This window comes from Spirosoma radiotolerans (genome assembly GCF_000974425.1).
Classification (GTDB): domain Bacteria; phylum Bacteroidota; class Bacteroidia; order Cytophagales; family Spirosomataceae; genus Spirosoma; species Spirosoma radiotolerans.
The window spans coordinates 770,118-790,245 of sequence record NZ_CP010429.1 but is presented as its reverse complement, the minus strand read 5'-3'; the positions used below and the strand labels follow the sequence as shown (position 1 = coordinate 790,245).

Sequence of the window (20,128 nt, the reverse complement as noted above, 5' to 3'; positions counted from 1 at the left end):
TACTTAATCGACTAACTAGTTCACTGAACAAAGGACTTCCGAATGCGCTTATCCTAAGTAGCTGTTTTACACCACAAAACATAATACCGCTTATGGATACGATAAAGCCTTGGGTTGCCCTGCTGGATGCCGATGAAGATGACTACATATTCTGGCAACATGGCTTTCTCTCATGGGCCCAGCACCTGGAACTTTACTGGTTTAACTCCATTAGTGCGTATCTCTCAGCAACCTCCCTGGGCAAGGATACGCCGGTGGCTTTAGTGATGGATGGCGTGATACCCGATGGAGAGGAAATGAAATGGCTGAGTACCTTACTGCTCCATCCCAGTTGTCAACGGGCCTGTCTGATTATGTTGTCGGCCGAGGTAGATGACCAACAGCGGGAAGCCTCCGTGCGGCTAGGAGCGGCAGCCCATTTGCAGAAGCCATCGAGTTTGGATGAGCTAAAGGCAACGATCTTGCAAGTAAGTGCACATGTAACCGCTGGGAGCAATAACTAGTTTAACTACCTGAAGAGTCTAAACCAACTTAACGCGATGAGAAAGATAATCATAAGTAGCGCTTTACTGCTGAGCCTGATCAGCTTTCGTTTACAAGCTCAATCAACCGCATCAGGCAGTAGCAACACCGGCATTGGTACATCGGGATCAACACCAGCACAGAATGGCTCTACGGGCCCTACTGTGTCCAGCGGTTCAACTGGCAGCAAAACACAGAACACGGAGTCAAGCGAGCAGGGTAGTTCGAAAAGTAAAACTGGTAGTAGCCGCAAGATGAAAACCGGCAAGGCTAGTTACAAGGCTTCTACCACCTCTTCCGGCCGTTAAGTCTATTCATTGTAAAGGAGTATGTCTTGTATAAAAAGAAGCCCGGTTGAATCGCCTATGGCAACACTCGTGCTGGTCGGTGAAGCGTTCTCCCGTCTCACGCCAACTGATGATGTGCTTAACGCATATCTCAACATTCGAGAAACACTATGTGAGGTGATTGAAGAGATTACTGATTCAACTCCTTATGCTCATAGCTGCACTTTTTTAATAACCAAGCACAAGTAAGTTTAATGGAATTTATGCAGGGCAATATAAATGCGTTAGACGAACTTAAAAAGCGCGTCAGAACTAGTATCGAATTGATGCCTTGACGCAATTGAATTGTAGAAGCTATATCCATGATAATAGAAAAGCTCGGCCTTAATGAGGCCGGGCTTTTGCGTTCAATTACTTTGAGCACATGCGTTGATAACACCGTTTCCGCCCAATCGTATAGTCATCGATGAAGTTAGTATCAACTCAATTATATCCTACGCTCGTCATCAAGCCGAGTGTCCACCAACAGGCCTAAGCTCCGCAGGTAGCGCATTGTTACTTTAGGATCGGTGTGCCGGTTGTGACGCATTATCCTCATCAAATCTTTCGTCTGTATCCATAAGTGAACATAGCCGCCCCACACATAGATTTTTATTGAGCCGATCATTCTATTAGTTAACGAGTAGTTACTATAATGTACACCCTTTGGCACGAAAGCACCATAACAATCTTCTTTCATGGATTTCAAAGACCAAATTAAACAGTTAGCTGAGCGAGTATCCCGCTTAAAGGATTCTATTCAAACCGAGGAGGCCACTAAGAATGCCCTAATAATGCCCTTCATCAATGCACTGGGTTATGATGTATTCAACCCCTTTGAGGTGGTACCCGAGTTTATTTCTGACATTGGCACCAAGAAGGGCGAAAAAGTGGATTACGCTATCATGCGCGAAGTAAGCGATGGGCTTCCTGAGCCTTGTTTGCTTATTGAGTGTAAGCATTGGAAACAGGCTCTGACGCTACATGATAACCAGTTGCTTCGCTATTTCCATGTTACAAAGGCTCGGTTCGGTATCTTGACCAACGGTATCATTTACCGCTTTTACACGGACTTGGAAGAGCCCAACAAAATGGACTCAAAGCCTTTCCTTGAGATCGATATGCTCGACTTACGGGAAAACCAGGTCGAAGAACTAAAGAAGTTTAGCAAGCCCTACTTTGATGTTGACCTCATTTTAAATACCGCCAGTGAGCTAAAGTATACAGGTGTACTTAGAACACTGCTGCTAGAGGAATTTGCCAGCCCCTCAGAAACGTTTGTTAGGCATCTAGTTAAGGGAAAGTTGCAACAGGATAAGCCATTCACCGCTAAATCCCTGGAGTATTTCACGCCATTAGTTAAAAAAGCAATTCAACTAACTATTTCAGAGCAAATAACGGATAGGCTTAAAACGGCCCTAGTTGCTGAGGAATTGTCGCTGCCAATTCCAACACCTGCCAGTGAGCCGACTTCTAGTCAGTCAGAAGAGAAGGCAGGGCCAACAGTTGTGACAACAGCCGAGGAATTGGAAGGCTTTTATATAGTTCGGGCTATTCTTAGACCTCAGGTTGCAGCCGAACGTATAGTACACCGTGATGCTCAATCATACTTTGCTGTCTTACTCGACGATAACAATCGCAAGCCGATATGTCGGCTTAACTTCAACGGCCAAAAGAAATTTATCACTTTGTTTGACGAGGCCAAAAAGGAGACTAAGCACGAACTTGGCTCCCTAGATGATATCTTCAGCCACGGTGAGGCATTGGCTAAAACTCTCTCCTCCTATCTTTCCTGATAATGCATAGGCCATTCATGATCACAGTGTTGCGAGGCCAGCCGTAATTTGTCCTGCCCGAACTTACGGTTCAGCTTATCTATTACAGAGTAGGCAAGGGCTGAAATGCCCTTACCTACTCGACTACCCCAGCTTACTGTTGATTGGCTAGTTTGGCCCGCTCTTTCTGTATAGCATTTTCTCTGCGAGCAAGGAACCGGGCGGCATATTGTTCACCCTCCAATCGTTTATTATCGAACTGCGCGAACTTGGTTGGCACTGGTGGAGTTGGCTCGCCCTGACCACCACGGGTGATTTTGAATGGATGCTTCATAGGTTGTTTAGTTTAGCTCTTTCACGATCAATGGCCCGGTCACGACTGGCTAAAAACCGGGCCACGAATCGGTCACCGATGGCTCGGCGCTGATCATACTGCGCGAACTTGGTAGGAGGTGGAGTTGACTCGGCCTGACCACCACGGATGATTTTAAATGGGTGCTTCATACTACCTTGGTTTAAGTAATTTAACCAAGGTAGTGATTCTCGTGGCTTGCCCTTTGCTATTCCCGCTTACTGAGTGTTGTTGACGCTGGTCGGGCCATCCTTCTGCACCTGAGTCATAAGCCGCTTGACATCCTCAATTTGCTTGCACTGATCAAAGACCTTCACAATGAAATTGACCACCGACAACACCTCTCTGAGCTGCTTTTTACTCCGCTTCTTGGTTGAGGTCGTCAGCCAGTGATAGAGTAAGGTGTTGATGGCCTCCACTGGATACGAGGCATAGTGTTGCTCAACGAATGAATCCACGATCTTTAGCAGTTCACTTTGTGCTTTGTACACGTGAGGATTCACCGGAGCGGTTGAGGCCCCTGTGGGTTGGCTTGGTTGTTGATCTGGTATGTTCATTGTGGTTGGTTGTGTTTGATGCTGTGGAGGATAGATGCTGACTCAGAAAGGCGATTGTAGATTCGATCAAGGATCGTGTCTCTCACCTCATCAATGAGGTCAAGGGTAAGCTCTTTATCACCTTTCCACTCACGAACCGACTTTTCATATATGGTGAGTGCTGCTAGCAAAACATCAAGTTGAGAGACCTCAACGTGACCATCCTCTTTACCCTCAGCACGCAGGTAGACTGGCACATTGATGTAAGCGGGGTCGAAGGGTATTGTAAGCATCGGCCGGTTGTCAGCCGCAGGAGTGGTTTGGGCCAGTGTATTGGCCACTGATGGATTTGGGGTAGCCGTTGGCTCAGTAGAGGTTGTAGAATCCCCTTTCCCCACGTAGTTTTGCTCCGTGTTCATTTGAATTTAACGGTTTAAGTGAAACATCACCCCTCTGCTGCATCCGCCAAGATCATAGCATTGGGGTTTTTCTTTGCCAATATGGTTCATACGGTCCAGCGGGCAACCTCATCGGTACTATTTCGCCTTTTCTGTTCGTCAATGGCATTACAATATTACAAAAACTTTGTATTTATACAAAGAAGGCTAGCAAAAAAATATCTATTTAAAGAATGTGGCTATATCAATGCTCAACGCATCCGCTATTTTCTGTAATGTCTCAATTGTGAGGTTTTGTTTACCGCTTTCATACAGACTAAAGGTTGATTCGGCCACACCCACTTTCTCTCCAATTTCTTTTAACGTTAATCCCTTCACTTTCCGAGCGTCACGAACCTGTTGACCAACCTTTTGCTTTATATCAGCCATTACTATATGCTTTATGTATGTAAAAATACATATTTTTGACTTAGTATCTATACAAAGTCACGTTAAAAATTAACCACTTAATCAATCTGATACGCCGAATTTAATGCCTAGTTGCCTATGGCTAAATAAAGATTTTCTAAAAGGGTAGTTTTCCCATAGGAATTTAATTTGTAAAAACAGTTCTTGCAAATGACTATTTTGTAACCTTTCATATATTATTAAAGGGGATTGTGTGATCCACAGAAAGGCTTTATCTTTTTAGGTGGATGGTGGTGGCAAAGCAAATGCTCTATTGAGGCCAGCCCTACTGAATAGGTGAGTTCCCAGTGATAACTAAAACTTAAAACAAACGCCATAATCTCTCTGTAGAGTTTATAAGGAAGTCAAACCCATATCTAGGCATTATTACCTGAGTTATAAAACGCCATCAATCATTATGCGAAAAAGTAAATTTCTACTAGGTGTATATTTTTTGATAACAATTTTCTCCACAATAAGTATTGCTCAAATCAAGGGCACTCAAGTTGTAGCTGATGATAGTTACTTGATAGTTGATGGTAATAAAATAGAGCTTGTTGAGTCATATTATCCCCCTGATAAATGGACTTTGCATAATTTAGCGGTCCTTAATAAAGGGTATTATTCACCTAAAAAAGATGAAGAAGACCAGTATACGTTGAGTTTTGGCCTGCATACTAAGGAAGCTCTAGGAAAAAAAATAGAAGATGAACACATTTATCACACTTGGTGGCATCCAAATCAAGCTCCTGTGTATACAGGTGACAATCCAGCAATTTCCTTCTCTATAAGTATTGCCTCGTATAAAAAAAAAGCTTTACAAAACGTACAATATTGGTTTGCGGTAGAGGATGAGGGTATTGTTGAAGTTAATGACGCTTATCAAATTGATAAGAACATAATTAAACAAGGAAAATTAGTTCTATTTAAAAATTTACGTCTGAAATACGTTGATTTAGACGATCACTCCGACGACTCAACTTATAAGGCCCCAGTTTATCCTGAGAAATTAATTTCGGGTAAACTATTTTTACCGGGATCCGAGAATGAAATACCTATTGCTAAATCTAAATTAACAAGATTTTGCGATCAATATGACTTACAGGACTATTATAGTGGCCAGGAGCCTAACTATCACGAATATAAATTAGATAAAGAGATTTGCAAGAAAAAAGATAACCCCTACTGCACAGTTGACAATGTTTTTAAGCATATGGTATCAAATCTTAATTATGCAGCTCCAGGTAATATAGATGCCTTACTAAATCCTGATTTTAATTTAACCTTCATAGCTGGAAAACCAATCTTACCAGCCGGATATGACCAGGAAATTTTAAAACGCCGAAATGAAGGAAATCATATCTGTGATTGTATGGTAACCAACTTGTTCGGTTTTGGTGATCCTTCGAATGGTACTAGAGATATGTATGAAACGCTGAAAAGAGTCCTCTCTCCTGAAGCGTATTCTGGTCTTATTTATGAGAAAAATGCGAGCCCAATTGTCAACAGTGTATATCCCGAAAAACATATGGTTGTCAACCGTACGTTGCCTAGTCACTTTCTCTACCCTGGCAAGGTGACCAGGACAATTTTAGAGTTAGATGGTAAGGTAATTGTTCGTACGATTGGTGTAGGTACAACGGCAAAGAGTACGCTTAACAAAGAGGTAGGTCTTTATTTATTCGACCGCATTAATTATAACCTTTGGTTTGATTTTAATGTCATTGCTAGCTTACCTCGGTTACAAAATCTAGTTAAAGATGTTCCATGCAAAACTTCAGCAACTTTAAAGTCTGTCGACTACAACTATTTAAAATGGAAGAATAACGAAATTATATTAGAACCTGAAAAATATATATCTTATCCAAACAGCATAGGAATACAGCAGTCTGGGGTTATAATAAGAAATAAAAAATATGATTTTGATGGTGCTGATTTATCAATCTTATTTTACGCGAACATAAACACTAAACCACTCATAGAGGTTGAGTCCTTCCAGCCTCATCAATGGCCATATCCGACGCCTATTGGGTACTCGGAGGAAATGAAAGAGCCTTGGGTGGATATAAGTCTTAGTTATGGAAAGGAAAAGCCCTACGTTAATTGGATAAATGTTAAAAATGAAGGCACAGTAACTGTTAAAAACGCTAGTAGAAATATAAACGGGAAACGCGTAGATGGCAAATTGATATCCTTTGAAGACATTATTATGGTACCTGATCCCAACAACACACCTAGAGAATTAAGAGAAACTATATCCTCTATACCAAAACAAACGATATCTGGAATGGTTTTTTGCATTTTAAAAAAATAGTAATTCCTACTTAATTTCATACACTAATTCCATATAGTGTTATAGAACTTACGTTGTCATCAGCAGTTGAGCCAAATAGATAGCCCTGTGTGCTGACTGAGACTCATATGCAATTGCCTGTTTTCAGGACAGCGACATTCCTGACCGGTCGGCTTCTGTTTCGTCTCCCAATAGAATGGCCGTTCCATGAAAAGCTAAATCAAGTCGATATGATATCATTTCAAGCTCAAGAAATTGTTTGATAACCTTCTGATCAGATAGGTTTCATGAGGCTGCATAAACTAGCCATAGTGTATGCAGCCTCCTCTACAGTTCAATATGGAACGAGGACCATTGTGCAGGTGCGACCCGACACGTAGTTATTGACTTTGCTGAGGTAGTAGAAATTGTCATTCAAATCGAGTGACCCGGCCCGAACGGCCCGCAGCCGAACCGGTGCATACAGATCAAGCGTGGCGAAATCCACAGGCCGAAAGTAAACCGATGGTGTTAACTGTCGTGGCCTTCTCAGCATCCGGCGCAGAGCGTTGAAATAGCGTTGTGACATCGTCTGCTCACGGCTATACACGCTTGATGGCTTGTCAAATCCAAGGCCAAATGCGTTGGCAACCGTTACTACCCCCTCTGGCCTTGCGTGCCACCAGCAGCCCGTGAGCGGAACGGGTGTTTTGGTCACGGAGAGGTCCTCATTAACAACATTCACCGTGACGACCACCGTGCGGGTTGGCTCAGCCAGGAGCAGGCACGGCGGTGCGGCCTGTCGGGATACCTGCACACTGGCTCCCGATCCCGAGATGGCCCGCGTTTTGATCAACGGTGGGCTTCCGTAATTAGCCAGGGTGGCCGAGGAGGAGATGACGGCCGAGAAAGGAAGTTCAAACAGGGTAGTTTCCAAAGGAATGTTCTGTGCGCCACAGGTGATGACTCCATCGCCCCAACCAAGCAGGGTCTTGTCGTCCTGTTGCTTCCATTTCAAGAGGTTCTTTTGGCCGTAGGGTGATATGGTTACCGCGTTCTCAGGCTCGGCGCTCTCCTCAATGCAGTGGCTCAGGTCCTGCACATTGGCTTCGTTGGCAATCACCGCATCCAGCGTGCGCAATTCGATGGTGCGGGCTACCTCGTTCACCTCATAGGTACCCGACATCATCAGAGCGATGGATTTGAGAAGCTCTGCGCAGGTCAAATCGGGCATGTTGGTTGATACAAGCCACGTGTCACCGGCTTTGATGGCCACATCCGGCTGAAAGAACGCCCAGGTGTTGGCCTCATTGATAAAGCCAATATGCGTGAACTGCGCGAAGGTGGTTTGTTTGCGTAGAATAAACCGAATTTGAATCTGATCACCGGCCTTACAGTCAATATGTTCATCCAGCGTGATGATTACGTTGGGCACATCCCCGAAGGTGAAACTTCCCCACGGCCCGCCGTGTGACACGTATTCCTGCGCCACGTTCTGGCCGTTCTTCTCTACAATGAGCATGGCTTCGACCGCGCCAAAGTCTACCTGTAGGCTGAACTGTTGAAAAGCCATGACATGGAGTCGCATGGCCACATCACACACGTAGCGGGATGATTCGGCCTTGAAATTGTTCTGCTTGCCATCGACCCACCCTGTCAGCGGTTCGGCGTCCCGATTGAATTGCAGCATGCCGTCAAAGGTGCCAAACGGCGGGATGGGTGTGGTGCCGGTTACGGTTACTCTGGCCATGCGGGCCTGCTGCCAGTCAAGATCATGCGCCACCGGCTCATCTTCGACAAACGGGATGATAAGCCGGTTATAAAGTGCATCACTTTGCCAGTCACCCACGGCCCGGTAGCCGAACCGCTGCAACATGGCATTGATGACCGACTTGGCGTAGATGGCCGGGGTGAGCGTGTCCTGCGCAAACACACCGTTATCAATTGACCCGTAATCAATGGCCGGATAAATACACCCTTCGGTTTTGCCTGCCAGTGAGATGATGGTGGGAATCGTCCACGGATGATCATAGCGGCTAAGGTCGAGGTCTCCTAACTTGAGGTCAGCCAGTTGCTCAAACAAACCTTTGAGTGGAGCAGTGAGTGATACCTTCCAGCCACCTTGAAAGGAGAGTAGCGTGGCATTCCAGATTGACACCTCACCCTCATCAACGAGTTTGGCCGGGATGAGCCGGTACGGGTCACGGCCACCCGCATCGACCTGCTCAGCGTTCTCAAGAAGGGAACGAATGGCCTGTGTGTCGGGGAGGGTGAATAGATTGGCGTAGGAGGAATTGATGGCCGTGGGATTGCTGAGATCGTTGGCCTGCTTGGTGATGGCTACCTCAACCTGAGCTACCCAGGTGTTGTATAAATAGAGTCCGTCTTGCATAAATATAGCTGTCAGTTAGTATGTGATTAATAGGTTCTCCCTTTTTTAGCTTGTACCCGTTTGGCGGTGGTATTGCCACCCTGCGGTTTACCCTTTCTGGTGAACACCGCCGACCGTATGCCATCAAGAGCATGGTTCCACTGGCCAATCGGTGTGTTAGTAGCCTTACCTCCCTGCGTGATCCAAGTGTAATTATCCCGCTCGGCCTTGATGTTGCGGCTCCGCTTGGTATAAAACACGTTGTACTCCTTGAGCTTCAATATGCCCGCATTGATTGAACCCGGCCCTTTCTCACAGCCACGTGCATTGAACCCTTTCATGAACACATTGCCCGGCTTATAGTAGCCTCTCCGTATCTCCTCAATGCTCTTTGGTTCGGCTTTGTCGCATATTGTGTCGATGGTGGCCGGTAAGCCAGTCAAATGAAGCTGATCAATGATGTCCTGATTGGTCATGTCAGTCTCATAAAACAGCTCATCCAAATAAATATTCCGGCCTGTGATGCCGATGCGGGTGGCTGCGGTCGGGTCATTGCTGAATCCAAAGTCAAGGCCAATGAACTCCTCATCCAGGTGGTCAGGGTACTCATCGATTTGCGCCCAATCATAAAAGATGGTGAGCTTACTTGATGGTTTGGGGTCACCCTGATACAGTGCGTTGAAGGTCAACTCACTGTCCCGCTGCTTCTTGAGCATCTTGGCTTTAGAGTGCTTCTGCGGCCACAGTGCCTCACCCACGGCCCGGTCATCGTAGTCATTGACATCGGGTGTCTTCAGGGCCGGAAAGTTCAAGAGTACCCACCCATCGGGATTGTCTTCTGAGTAGTAGCCATCTTGATCAAGAAAGCGGCCAGCCGGGTCATCCTGATGCCAACGTGTTGTCACGTACAGGATTTGGCTATCGTTGTGGAATCGAGTGTCTACCACTGTTTCGAGCCAGCCCCACGCTTGTTCTCTGATGGTTGGTGACTGAGCCTCTACCTGATCCTTGATTAAGTCATCGAGGATGGCAATATCAACCGGGTCACCAGTCAGGGCACCACGTCGGCCCACCGCTTTCAATGAGCCACCCGTGCCGACAATATCAAATTCCTTTTGCGTCTTGGTCAGTCCTTCATCACGGGCCGTGGCCAGCCGAACGAACGGGAATACCTCACTGTACTCATCCGAGTCGATGCGTTGTTGGATTTCACGCGAGAACTTGGTGGCCTTGTCGGCTGCGTAGGAGAGCACCGCAATCTTTAAATCAGGACGAAGGCCGAACAGATAGGCCGGAAAGTTGCGCGTAGACAGCTCACTCTTACCGTGCTGCGGTGGGCAGGTGATCATCAGTTTTTTGATCTTACCCTCGGCAAAGAGTTGGAGGTGGCCAGCCATCACCTGATGAAACGGTTGGGTTTCATACTTGGGGTTGACGTACTCCACGAAGTCGATATAATTGAGCCGTGCCAATTGCAGGTCAATCATTCGCCCCTTACGCTCAAGAGCTGCATCAATGTCAGCAATGTCCACATCTTCAAGTGTCATTTCCCTTTGCTGGTTAGCTCTTTACGAAGTTTGCGAAGCTCAGATACCGTTAGATTATCCAACTCATTGGTGATGATGGTGCCAGAATGTTCGATTGATCGCGATGGTGCGCCATAGCTGGAGTCCATGATGGCTTTATAAGCCGAGGTATCACCAGAAAGCGCCTTGATAATCTGAACAGCGGTTAGCAATGCTTCAGCCTCATCATTGGTCGCAAAGCCCATTTTTTCCAATAGACTCGCGTTCTTTTTGCTATAGTTGGCCATGTTGACCACTTGGCCAAGGAGCTCTTTTACAATAGTGGATCGATTCCTCTTGCCTGGGGTTCGTCCTTTCTTGGCGGGTTGGTTTTCAGCGGAGAATAGCCCCTTGGGATTTCCCGATTCTCCTTTTGGAAATGGCATATCATTCGGTTTTTATTGGGTTTTCTAGACTTCACAGGTCATGACGTATTGGCTCAATCGATAGGCATAAACTCCACACTAAATGCCAGGTGCTCACCCGTAGCGGCATACTCGTTATTGTATTGGCCAATTAAACTGGCCGCATACCCCAGAGCGTCGTAGAGCATAAAGCTCAGCCGAAGCCCGAGTTTAAATCGGGTCTGCTTCTGACGTTTAACTAACTCAGTCATGGCTGCATCAGCATCTCCCTCCTCGGACACCACCTGGTCAAGTAAATGCTGGTCACCAGGTCCGAGAATGCCCACTATTGCATAGCCAAATCCCGGTGGATGGCCGTAGGAACGGTAGTATTCGTATTCAATGACCAGTCCACTAACATTGTCGAAGATGGCTTCGGGAGTTTCAACTGCTTCATCTACTGCGGTGGGGTCTATCGTCAGCGCCAAGGGAGACTCAAGTTGGTCGAACTCTGGACTTACCTCCATTGTCAGGTTGAGGGTATAGGTATCCGGTTCGAGGACTCGTTTGCTGCGGTGAAATCGGCGTTTGAAAACCTGCGCAAGGAAAGGAGTCTCAGCCTGACCGTTGTTGAACTCAACTAAATGAATCTCCACCGTCAATACCTCAGCTGGAGACTTCTTGACAGCCAGAGTTTGAGCATAATGAAATGCGGCTTGCCGAGCAGTTAGCAAGTCGGCGTCAATGAATGATCTTGTCGTGTTCTGGTCAGGCTGCTCCCAGTACTGGACCTCGACAATGTATCCGGCCGTTGGTGTCAGTGTGTTCATGGTTTCTATGTTTTAGCTGTGAATTGGTCTCAGAAAGCGGGACTGGCTGAGGATTGATGATCAAATGAATTCAGTGAAGGCCTTGCCGTAGTCGGCATTGGCTTTTCAACAGGTGGGGCCTCATCCGCAATGCGGTTCGTAGCTACATCGACCCACAACACAGCTGTACCTGTCTCGCCATCCCTACTCTTGATGATCCCGTACTCAAGCTGCTGATCAAAACGGGGCTCTTCGTATTGCCCGCCATTGGCCTCCGCAGCATCACGAGCGGCCTTCTCTTTGTAGTAATCATCTCGGTAGAGCATAATGATCACTGTAGCGTCCTGCTCGAACTGACCCGTTGAGCGCAGGTCCGACATGCCTGCCCGTTTACTGCCTTGTCGGCTCTCAACGGCCCGGCTCAGCTGAGCGAGTTCGATGATGGGACAGTTTAGGCGCTTTCGTAACCGCTGGAGCTTATTGGATACGCTGGTGAGGACATCATACTCAGCCGATGATTTGATGGTGCGGTCAGTCAATTTCTGGACATAATCGATAATGACCAGGCCAATGCTATAGCGTTTTTTCCAGTGGAGCAGTTTGTAAGACAAATCATTCACATCGGCGTTGTGATCATCATAGAAATGAATAGGTAGCTGCTCGATCCGGCCAACGGCTTTCTGAATCATCGCAAACTCATCCCGGCTGATAGTACCCCGCTTGATTCGGGAATAGGCAATGCCGGTTTCGTTGGCAATGATGCGGTTCATCAGTGATTTGGCGGGCATTTCCAGTGACAGGAAGGCCACTGGTACTCCTTCTCTGGCCGCAGCAATGGCATGGAAAACGCCTGCTATACTTTTGCCCATTCCTGGCCGACCTGCGATCATCACGATATCCGAATCCTGCCAGCCACCAAGTACCCGGTTAAGTTTACCCAGGCCCGTATTGACGCCCGTGAGCCCACCTGTTTTATTCATGGCTGATTCAAGAGAAGTCACGGACTCCCGAATGATGTCGGTTAGGCTTTGATCAGTGCCAATGGCTAAACCAGCCGATACTGAATCCATAGCTTTAGTGAGTACATCGACAATCTGACTGATTGTATCACCGGATCGGACACTAGCCAGAATGGCTCCGGCTGACTCAATGGCCATCCGCTTGACCCATAGCCCCCTCAGGTGTGTGCAGGTATCGGCAAACTCGGAGGTCTTGGCCTCAGCCGGTAGGCCCATCAAACTGATGCCCATATCGATCAGTCTGGCTGTAGTACCGTTGGCGTTTATACGTTGCAGAACGGAACCAAGTTTAATGGCCTTCCCCTCATCATAGAGCATACATAGAGTATTAAACAGGATTCGGTACCCCTCATGGGTCAGCACCTCACCCGTACCGAGCCGCTCCCGAGCATCAGGCATGAGCTTTGGTGAATCCAGCAGGATGGCTACTAACGCTCGTTCAGCGGCTGAGTCAGTTAAAGAAGATGTTTCCATACCTGAATTAGTAGCCTCGCTGGTTTTTCGTGTCTTGTAGTTGCTGTTCATAGTCAAGGAGTAATTTTGCTTCTTCTAAATCGTCCTGTTCTGAGACAGGCACCGGATAGGTCAAGTCAGGAGTTGGCTTCAATCGTGAACTGTTGAGATGCCGATAGTCTTTCCGTTTCAGTATATCATTGATTGGTTCAGAGCGTGTCATACGAGTTCGCGGTATGGTTTATTGGCGGGGAGGTTCTGATGAGATTGAATCGCAGCTAAGTGTGGGGTGCCTGGTAACTGATTCGTTGTCTTTGGTGCTACCTCAAATTCACTTTCCCAAACCCGATGCTTCAAATAGCGCTCGGGATCTTTTCGATATTGGGGATCGGGCTGGTAGGCTTTGTACTTCTCAACAGCATCATATGCAGCCCGCTGCTCATCGGTTGACAGCTTATTCCATTCCTTCAGCGTAGTGGATTTACTGCCTGTCTTTTTACCATAGTGATTCCAAAAAAGATCGAACTCACCCGGATTATTTGTTTTACTAGTTTTATCTGTTTTATTAGTTTTAGTTGTTTGCACTTGTATTGCAGTGGTATTGCACTGTAATTGCATTTCTGCAATTGCCACATTCTCTTTATTAGCGTCGCTATTGCAGTGCTTTTGCAGAAATGCAATAGCGAGTTTAACCTTGGTGCCATACCCTTTACTCTGCATGAGCACTTCAATCAATCCCCACATAGCCAGGTCATCAATAGCTTTTGCCAACGTATGCTGTGAGCCAATGAATGTCATTTGCATCGTGTATAGCACCGGCAAATCCAGAATTTCACGGTTCGTCCGATTGCGCAGCTCACAAATCCAGGTGTACAAACTCTGATGGTGAGACTTACAACCCATCTGCATCGCTTCGTTCTGCTCTACCTCAGCATAGAAGGCTTTGGTTAGCTGATATCCACTGCCAATCATAGGAATAGTGTTAAAGTAGCCTAGTGGCTATGCTGCCTGGAGGGCTCGTTTTGGAGAAAGAGAGTTGAGCCAGTTGTGCAGGCTTTTGAGGTCAGAGACAACGTGCGTTTGACTACTTGGCTCAAGGGGGATGCATCTCATTGGTTTACCAGCCAAGAGCGTGATGATTCGGCAAGGTTGACCTTTTATGAATGCTCGAATGATAAAGCCGAATGAAGCAGGACCGCACAAGAGTACTTCACCATTTGTGGCTCGTATTGCTGAGGTAATTTGACTGAGAGTCATACCGCTTTACGCCCTCCTCTACGCTGGTGTCTTATGTTAAAATTTTCTTCTGAGAGTAGATCAAGTTCTGAAGTGGGAACTCGATCATTTTTTGATAACCAGTCAATTACGATAGCTTTGTCAAAAACCAGCCGTTTACCTACCTTCTTGACACCTGGAATTTCATCTTTAGCAATCTTTTGGCGAAGAGTAGATTCGGGGATTGGCAATACTGATACGAGCCAATCAAAATTGCCGTAAAGAGTGTCATTAGACAAAGTGGATGGGGCTTCACGTAAATGCTGACGAATGTCAAGCAAGAAACTCTCAATTACGCCAAGGCGTCGGTCAATAGAAGCAAAAGGATTATCCATGTGTCGTATATGAAAATGTACGACACGAAATTGAAGTAGCTTTAGTGTTATTCCCGGGAGTTCCCGGGCAAGAAATTTATGGTTGTCTACCAATAGCGACCATTAATTCATCCAAGGCGGAATTTAAAGCACTTTCTCTATTTTGAAGATAAGGTAAAACTGCTCTAATATTTTTTGCAGCCTCCCTCCCCGCTGTTCGTTGATTTGGTTCAGTTAAAGTCATATAATGATCTTTATATAGTTTATACCCGGCTGTCGAACCTGAGTATCCAAATTGTTCGGCGATTTCTTTACTGTTCAATTCATTTAGAGTTTCTCCAGTGTATTGATAGAAATAGGCAATCTGCCTTAACGACAGCCTTTCTATCTTTTCAGAACCCTCTTCTACAGAATTACATACAAATATTCCATCATGCAATGAGGGGTGAAAGTGAGTTAATTCATTAATTTCACTTATTAGACCAGCATAATACCCGAATTCCCAGAACATTGCATGATAGACATGGCTTGGAGATGCAGTTTTATAAAATTCCCAAGCAAGACCACGCTCTTTACTATGATGTTTATAGAGATTATGCAAATTTTTGAGGCAATAAGAAAGCCCTAGCTGGGCATTGAGGGGCAAATTGGGGGAAAGATGCTTAACATAAACCTCAACTCCATATTGGTAACCTCTCACATAGCTGCCTTTATAATCAGCGCCATTTAAGTTAGTTATAACATTATCTTCATCTTTAACAGGTATAAGCTCACTGTTAAATAGCAAAGCAGCTATGAAGGGATTGTAGACCTTGTAAGTGTAGCTGTCTGAACTACCTTGCACACTACCACTTTCTACAATATACTCTTTGAAGTATTCATACCTCTCACTTTTTAAAAAGGTCTTTTTATCAAGAAAATAACGGGTGTCCTTCTTTTCCATGTTGGTAGTTACAGATTGTCAAAAGCCGCATCAATCAAATCACTCTCAAATGAAGCCAGGTAGGTCTGAGTGATAGTTTCAGTCTGATGTCCCATCGCTTCAGAAATAATGGCTGTCGAAACGCCAGAACGCTTCAGTACCGTAGCAAAGCTATGCCGTGCGACATAGGTAGTCAGTGGTGTTTCGACGCCTGCCAGCTTACCAATGTCCTTTAAGTCTTGGTTCACCTGACCTTTGATCTTGTGAAGCCGGTTGGCGATCTGTGAGGAAGTTTGATGCTTCTCAAGGTTGAGGATGCCAAACACATAGGATTCAGGACCGGCAAATGTCAGTGGCCGGTAGTAATCCAGGATTGTGGCTAGTTGAGTCGACAATTTTAGATTGAACAAGCCACCCGTTTTCTGACGAACATATTGCAACCGGCCACCCTGCACATTACGCCAGCGGAGTTGAGCCATATCCACGTAGTTGATGCCACCACCATAATACGAAAACAGAAACAGATGCTGAGCCAGCAACAATCTTGCTGTAGTCACCTCAACTGTTTCAATGCTGCGGATATCATCTTTCGTGATAGACCGTTTACGAGTGGACAAATCAAACTTGGCCAGGCTGAATTTATCCCGCTGAGAGGTATGTCGGCTGAATGGATACAAATCGGCCGGTAGCAGCTTTTCACTGATAGCCCTATTGATGGCCGCTCGAAGCGTTCGAAAGTAAACGCTCATGGTCGTGTCCGTACAGCCTTCACTACGCAGGTGCGTTTCGAAGCGATTGAGAAACGGTACGTTGACATTCGACAGTGGACAGTCTTTATCATGCAGAAACTTAGCCAGCACCCGGCGCGTGTCTCTGTACACATTTGAATTACCCACCTGCCTGGCTTCCTGTAGCTGGTCGACAATGTTTTGCAGATGACTCAGCAACATAACTCCACCACGCTCCTTTCGGGGTTTCTTACTGGCTTCCGTTACCGCATCGATAATCATATCAATGGTGAATGGATGGCCAATGTCCTGTAGTCTTTTGGCTGCTTCTGCGTAGGTCGTTTCCCATTTCTTGATCAGTGCCAACAACCGCTTCTGCTCAGGGTGACTCCGACGAGGTAATTCTTTCTCGACATCCCATTGAGCCCGTGGACAATTCTCACCAATGGAGATATATTTGCGCCCACCATCCTTTGTGATCCGCAAGCGCAAAGGGTGTGAGCCATCAGCCAGCGTCTTGCTGGTATAGAGCATTACTTTAATCTGGGGCAACCGCTCAGTAGGCAGAGGATTAGGAGTTGTTGGCAACGGTGTACATTTTGGTGTACATAAAGGTATGATAATAACCGTTATTATCCAACACTATCCACTACCCTAATCCTCATCAATTAATTGATATACAGGAGGATGAATATTATTAAATTTTATCCATTACTAAAGGTATCATGCCTTACAAGCAGAGGGTCTGCGGTTCGAACCCGTCAACTCCCACCACTGAAAATCAAGCACTTATCAGAAATGGTAAGTGCTTTTTTTGTCGTCAGGTACAGCATTAGGTAAAACAAATATTAAGTGGATCAAGTCCAAAAGTTGAGGAGCTACTTGGATTGTGTGTGACTGTTAGTAGTTAACAAATGGTAAAATCTCCTTTTATGGGTTAGAAGGCTTCTGAATAAAGCCGATCTGTGGACTAACCGATGGTGTAGGCCAGTGTATAGGTCAGTTTAGGCCAAAGTTCCGTATTGCTGACTTCTCGGCTGTTACTAGGGCTGGTTGTCCCCAAACCTACGTTTTGAGCTAATTAAGTCTGCGTTGTACTTGGCCTCCCTATCTGTTCTTTCCCTAAAAACCAGCCAGTTCACTGCTTTGCCATAAAACGCCATCAAACAGGCTTTCTCAAACGGCACCCGTATGTCTACCGACTTACCGACTAATCACCACCCATATTGTAGAAAAAAGAATTCACCTCTATTTTACTCAGGCTTGATTCTTCTTGATTCAAGGCTATGGGCCCTGTAGGTCATATATTATAGCTTAAAAGAATCCAAGTGTGTGTTTAAGGGCAAGGACAATCGTCTGTTACGATTTGTAACGATAAGTACAACTGAAGTAGGACCTACGTTTACTTACAGACGCACTTTAACAGTATTCTCCTAGCGATCAATGTAGGACCAGCGTTCAAAAAAACGTCCGTATGCTTTCTATATAGCACTCAAAAAATCGAATAAATAAAAGGAGCAAGCGCAGATCCAGCCATTAGTACCGACAGAATACTCAATAAGAGCAATAGAATAAACATAGGCCATAACCAGTAGCGTTTACGGGTTCTGATGAACAGCCAGAATTCCTTAATAAATTCCATTGATATGCCTGGTTAAGCCTTCATTGTTTGATCGACAGAATCTGCTTGTTTAATTGCCGAGCAAGAGCGTTGTTCTTATCTAATTCCAAGCTCCTGGCTACGTATTTAGCAGCAGCGCTGGCATTGGCAAATTTTAGATAACCAGCGGCTAGCTGATTGCTCAAATTGACATTTGTTGAATCGGCAGCATACTGTTTTTTTATGGCAATCAGCTGGTCAACAAAGGCTTGCAACTCGATCAAACTAAACGTCGAGGGATTGTGCGTTGCGGCAAACTGAAGATACGGCATCGCGGCCTCAGGCTGATCCAGTTTAAGCAGCGTGATAAAGAGTTGCTGAGCTCTTTCGAACGTATTTTCCAGCTGAAAAGCCTTTTTCAGATAGACAACCGCCTGCTCATTTTTAGTTTGAGCCAGCCACTGCTTACTGGCCTGATCATATAAACTGGGCTCATAGGGGTACTCTAGTAACAGTGCTTCGGTAACCTGTACAGTTTTGGCCGGGTTGTTCGCTTTCGCATAATATGCTGCGAGTTGATTCATAGCGTCGCGCCAGGCGATTTGCTTAACAACAAGCCCACCCGCTAATTGCTCTTCTATCGTTTTATTCCGTTTCTCTTCCGCAGGCATTAGTTCATTAAACGGCCAGCCTTCTTTGAGGATCATTATTTCATAAGCACCTTTCAACGAATCGACCGCCGTAATGGGCATTCGCTGCCGCAATTGATCGAATGAGAGTTCATCTTTAGGGTTAGGAGTAATAAGCTGCTGTTTTTTCAAAGCCTCGTAAAACGCATCAGAAAGCAATGAGTAGCCTAGTAAGTTAGGGTGAACGTGTTCCAGTAACGTTTCTTTCCCTAAAATACGCTGGGGCGAGTACTGATTGAATCGGGCTCTGGTATCCACCACCGTTACGCCGGGATACCGTGCGGCTACATCCCGAATAACTTTGTTCATGGCCTCAGGTGCCCGGAAACGTAGCAAATCCAGCTCTTTTGCTTGCACAAACGCATGCCTGGCTTGCCTGAAATTGCCCTGTGCGTAAGCTTGTCTGGCTAGCTGGTATTGCTGTTGAGCCGACGTCGCGGCATCACTACCCGGCGAGCTGATAAACGGCTTCAGATCTTTTTCATTACTGACCAGATTACTGATAAAAACCGGAATTTTCTGGCTCGTCAATAATTGACAAAGATCCGTTAGATTGGTTTGAAACTGGTCGATCCCCTGTTGATACGTGGCGGAACCGTAGGGAATCTGTTGATCAGCCGCCATACGTTTCATCAGGTTCTCCCGCAGATCAACCTGCTTCCCCATAACGGCCTTCCGAACACCTGTCAGCAGGTGATTGATCAATTGCATCAGTCGGAACTCACGGAGTCTTAGCACAAATCGAACCAGATGTGGACTTCGGGCAAGAGAACTCGTTGACCCAACGCCAAGGGCACCATAATATTCGTTATGACCTGTGTAAACCAGCACAGCGTCAGGTTGATACTCGGCCAGTTCCTGCGCGAAACCAAATACGGTATATGAGTTTACGGCGGTGAGAGACAGGTTGATAATCTCGAATTCTTTTTCCGGAAAGGTTTGCAGCAACCGGTATTGAAGCCAGCGATGGAAGGAACCATTGTGCATGTACGGATAGCCAATGGTTGTTGATTCGCCCAGCACAAAAATCCGCAACGTACCGTCAGCTTTGCGTTTTCGAAAGGGTTCAAAGTTCCCGATAGTGGCATTGTCCGTTTCCGTGAAGTACTTCTCCGACGCATACTGATTCATGACCCAGAATTCTTTCTGCTTAGGATCTTCCACAAAAAGACGTACATCATGACCGTAGCCAACTAGCCGAAGCAAACCCTCCACCAGAATCAGTGCAAACAGCGGCAACAGCAGCGCAATTCCTTTAAACAGCCATAACCGCTTTTTCATGATTAACCGTCTATCATTTTACCTTTGACCCATCGAACGATCGCTGAAAGAGACTTTATTCATGCCTGGACAAAGCCTTCTTCAGGAGTTGTCCGATAGGTCGTTTACCAAGTTTGAAAGTGGCTCTTGA

At 46.0% G+C, this 20,128-nt stretch carries 22 protein-coding genes; 4 read left to right on the top strand and 18 right to left on the bottom strand.

Annotated elements, in window-relative coordinates; genetic code table 11:
• Window positions 1-92 precede the first annotated feature (92 nt).
• The 3 genes from SD10_RS03050 to SD10_RS03035 all read left to right on the top strand — a co-directional run bounded on the left by SD10_RS03050 (window position 93) and on the right by SD10_RS03035 (window position 2,644).
• Entirely contained in the window at window positions 93-503 is a 411-nt protein-coding gene (locus SD10_RS03050) for a response regulator (protein ID WP_046375628.1), read from the top strand.
• 36 nt (window positions 504-539) lie between these two features.
• On the top strand, window positions 540-830 hold the full coding sequence (locus tag SD10_RS03045; RefSeq protein WP_046375627.1) for a hypothetical protein: 291 nt from the start codon (window positions 540-542) through the stop codon (window positions 828-830).
• A gap of 716 nt (window positions 831-1,546) precedes the next feature.
• Window positions 1,547-2,644, top strand: coding sequence for a type I restriction endonuclease (locus SD10_RS03035; protein WP_046375625.1), 1,098 nt, complete (start codon window positions 1,547-1,549; stop codon window positions 2,642-2,644).
• Here SD10_RS03035 and SD10_RS30425 read toward each other — a convergent pair.
• The 6 genes from SD10_RS30425 to SD10_RS03015 all read right to left on the bottom strand — a co-directional run bounded on the left by SD10_RS30425 (window position 2,632) and on the right by SD10_RS03015 (window position 4,338).
• Window positions 2,632-2,718, bottom strand: coding sequence for a DUF4113 domain-containing protein (locus tag SD10_RS30425; protein WP_227699220.1), 87 nt, complete (start codon window positions 2,716-2,718; stop codon window positions 2,632-2,634). The two genes, SD10_RS03035 and SD10_RS30425, sit on opposite strands and share 13 nt — an antisense overlap.
• Window positions 2,719-2,777: 59 nt before the next feature.
• Window positions 2,778-2,957 carry a hypothetical protein gene (locus tag SD10_RS03030; protein WP_046375624.1) on the bottom strand — a complete coding sequence of 60 codons (180 nt, stop codon included), beginning with the start codon at window positions 2,955-2,957 and terminating at the stop codon, window positions 2,778-2,780.
• Window positions 2,954-3,127: a hypothetical protein gene (locus tag SD10_RS29605; RefSeq protein ID WP_158500536.1), complete on the bottom strand. Its 174-nt coding sequence runs from the start codon at window positions 3,125-3,127 to the stop codon at window positions 2,954-2,956. The genes SD10_RS03030 and SD10_RS29605 overlap by 4 nt, the downstream gene beginning before the upstream one ends.
• A 66-nt stretch (window positions 3,128-3,193) precedes the next feature.
• Complete coding sequence (locus SD10_RS03025) at window positions 3,194-3,532, bottom strand: hypothetical protein (RefSeq protein ID WP_046375623.1); 339 nt, start codon at window positions 3,530-3,532, stop codon at window positions 3,194-3,196.
• A complete protein-coding gene (locus SD10_RS03020) occupies window positions 3,529-3,930 on the bottom strand; it encodes a hypothetical protein (RefSeq protein WP_046375622.1) in 402 nt (133 codons plus the stop codon). Before SD10_RS03020 ends, SD10_RS03025 begins: the two co-directional genes overlap by 4 nt.
• Before the next feature lie 201 nt (window positions 3,931-4,131).
• Window positions 4,132-4,338, bottom strand: a complete 207-nt coding sequence (locus tag SD10_RS03015) for a helix-turn-helix domain-containing protein (RefSeq protein WP_046375621.1) — start codon at window positions 4,336-4,338, stop codon at window positions 4,132-4,134.
• Window positions 4,339-4,774: 436 nt separating this feature from the next.
• On the opposite strand from SD10_RS03015, the gene SD10_RS03010 reads away from it, so the two are divergent.
• Window positions 4,775-6,670, top strand: a complete 1,896-nt coding sequence (locus SD10_RS03010) for a hypothetical protein (protein ID WP_046375620.1) — start codon at window positions 4,775-4,777, stop codon at window positions 6,668-6,670.
• Window positions 6,671-6,983: 313 nt separating this feature from the next.
• Here the strand turns inward: SD10_RS03010 and SD10_RS03005 are convergent, their stop codons facing one another.
• The 12 genes from SD10_RS03005 to SD10_RS02955 form a co-directional block, all read right to left on the bottom strand.
• Window positions 6,984-9,020: a hypothetical protein gene (locus SD10_RS03005; protein WP_046375619.1), complete on the bottom strand. Its 2,037-nt coding sequence runs from the start codon at window positions 9,018-9,020 to the stop codon at window positions 6,984-6,986.
• Window positions 9,021-9,046: 26 nt separating this feature from the next.
• On the bottom strand, window positions 9,047-10,546 hold the full coding sequence (locus SD10_RS28570; RefSeq protein ID WP_052731057.1) for a terminase large subunit: 1,500 nt from the start codon (window positions 10,544-10,546) through the stop codon (window positions 9,047-9,049).
• Complete coding sequence (locus SD10_RS02995; protein WP_046375618.1) at window positions 10,543-10,950, bottom strand: hypothetical protein; 408 nt, start codon at window positions 10,948-10,950, stop codon at window positions 10,543-10,545. Before SD10_RS02995 ends, SD10_RS28570 begins: the two co-directional genes overlap by 4 nt.
• 53 nt (window positions 10,951-11,003) lie before the next feature.
• Window positions 11,004-11,738, bottom strand: a complete 735-nt coding sequence (locus tag SD10_RS02990; RefSeq protein WP_046375617.1) for a hypothetical protein — start codon at window positions 11,736-11,738, stop codon at window positions 11,004-11,006.
• A gap of 29 nt (window positions 11,739-11,767) precedes the next feature.
• Window positions 11,768-13,210 (bottom strand): replicative DNA helicase, encoded by a 1,443-nt coding sequence (locus SD10_RS02985; protein WP_046375616.1) that lies wholly within the window; start codon window positions 13,208-13,210, stop codon window positions 11,768-11,770.
• Window positions 13,211-13,217: 7 nt separating this feature from the next.
• A complete protein-coding gene (locus SD10_RS29315) occupies window positions 13,218-13,412 on the bottom strand; it encodes a hypothetical protein (RefSeq protein ID WP_046375615.1) in 195 nt (64 codons plus the stop codon).
• A complete protein-coding gene (locus SD10_RS02975) occupies window positions 13,409-14,161 on the bottom strand; it encodes a hypothetical protein (protein WP_046375614.1) in 753 nt (250 codons plus the stop codon). The genes SD10_RS29315 and SD10_RS02975 overlap by 4 nt, the downstream gene beginning before the upstream one ends.
• A 281-nt stretch (window positions 14,162-14,442) precedes the next feature.
• Window positions 14,443-14,799: a DNA-binding protein gene (locus SD10_RS02970; protein WP_046375613.1), complete on the bottom strand. Its 357-nt coding sequence runs from the start codon at window positions 14,797-14,799 to the stop codon at window positions 14,443-14,445.
• 76 nt (window positions 14,800-14,875) lie between these two features.
• Window positions 14,876-15,721: a hypothetical protein gene (locus tag SD10_RS02965; RefSeq protein WP_046375612.1), complete on the bottom strand. Its 846-nt coding sequence runs from the start codon at window positions 15,719-15,721 to the stop codon at window positions 14,876-14,878.
• 8 nt (window positions 15,722-15,729) lie between these two features.
• Entirely contained in the window at window positions 15,730-17,016 is a 1,287-nt protein-coding gene (locus SD10_RS02960) for a site-specific integrase (protein WP_148562376.1), read from the bottom strand.
• 904 nt (window positions 17,017-17,920) lie between these two features.
• Window positions 17,921-18,070: a DUF5989 family protein gene (locus SD10_RS29945; protein ID WP_227699125.1), complete on the bottom strand. Its 150-nt coding sequence runs from the start codon at window positions 18,068-18,070 to the stop codon at window positions 17,921-17,923.
• Between the two features lie 20 nt (window positions 18,071-18,090).
• The gene (locus SD10_RS02955; protein ID WP_082111499.1) at window positions 18,091-19,998 is read right to left on the bottom strand and encodes a GDSL-type esterase/lipase family protein; all 1,908 of its coding nucleotides are present in this window, start codon (window positions 19,996-19,998) and stop codon (window positions 18,091-18,093) included.
• Window positions 19,999-20,128 lie beyond the last annotated feature (130 nt).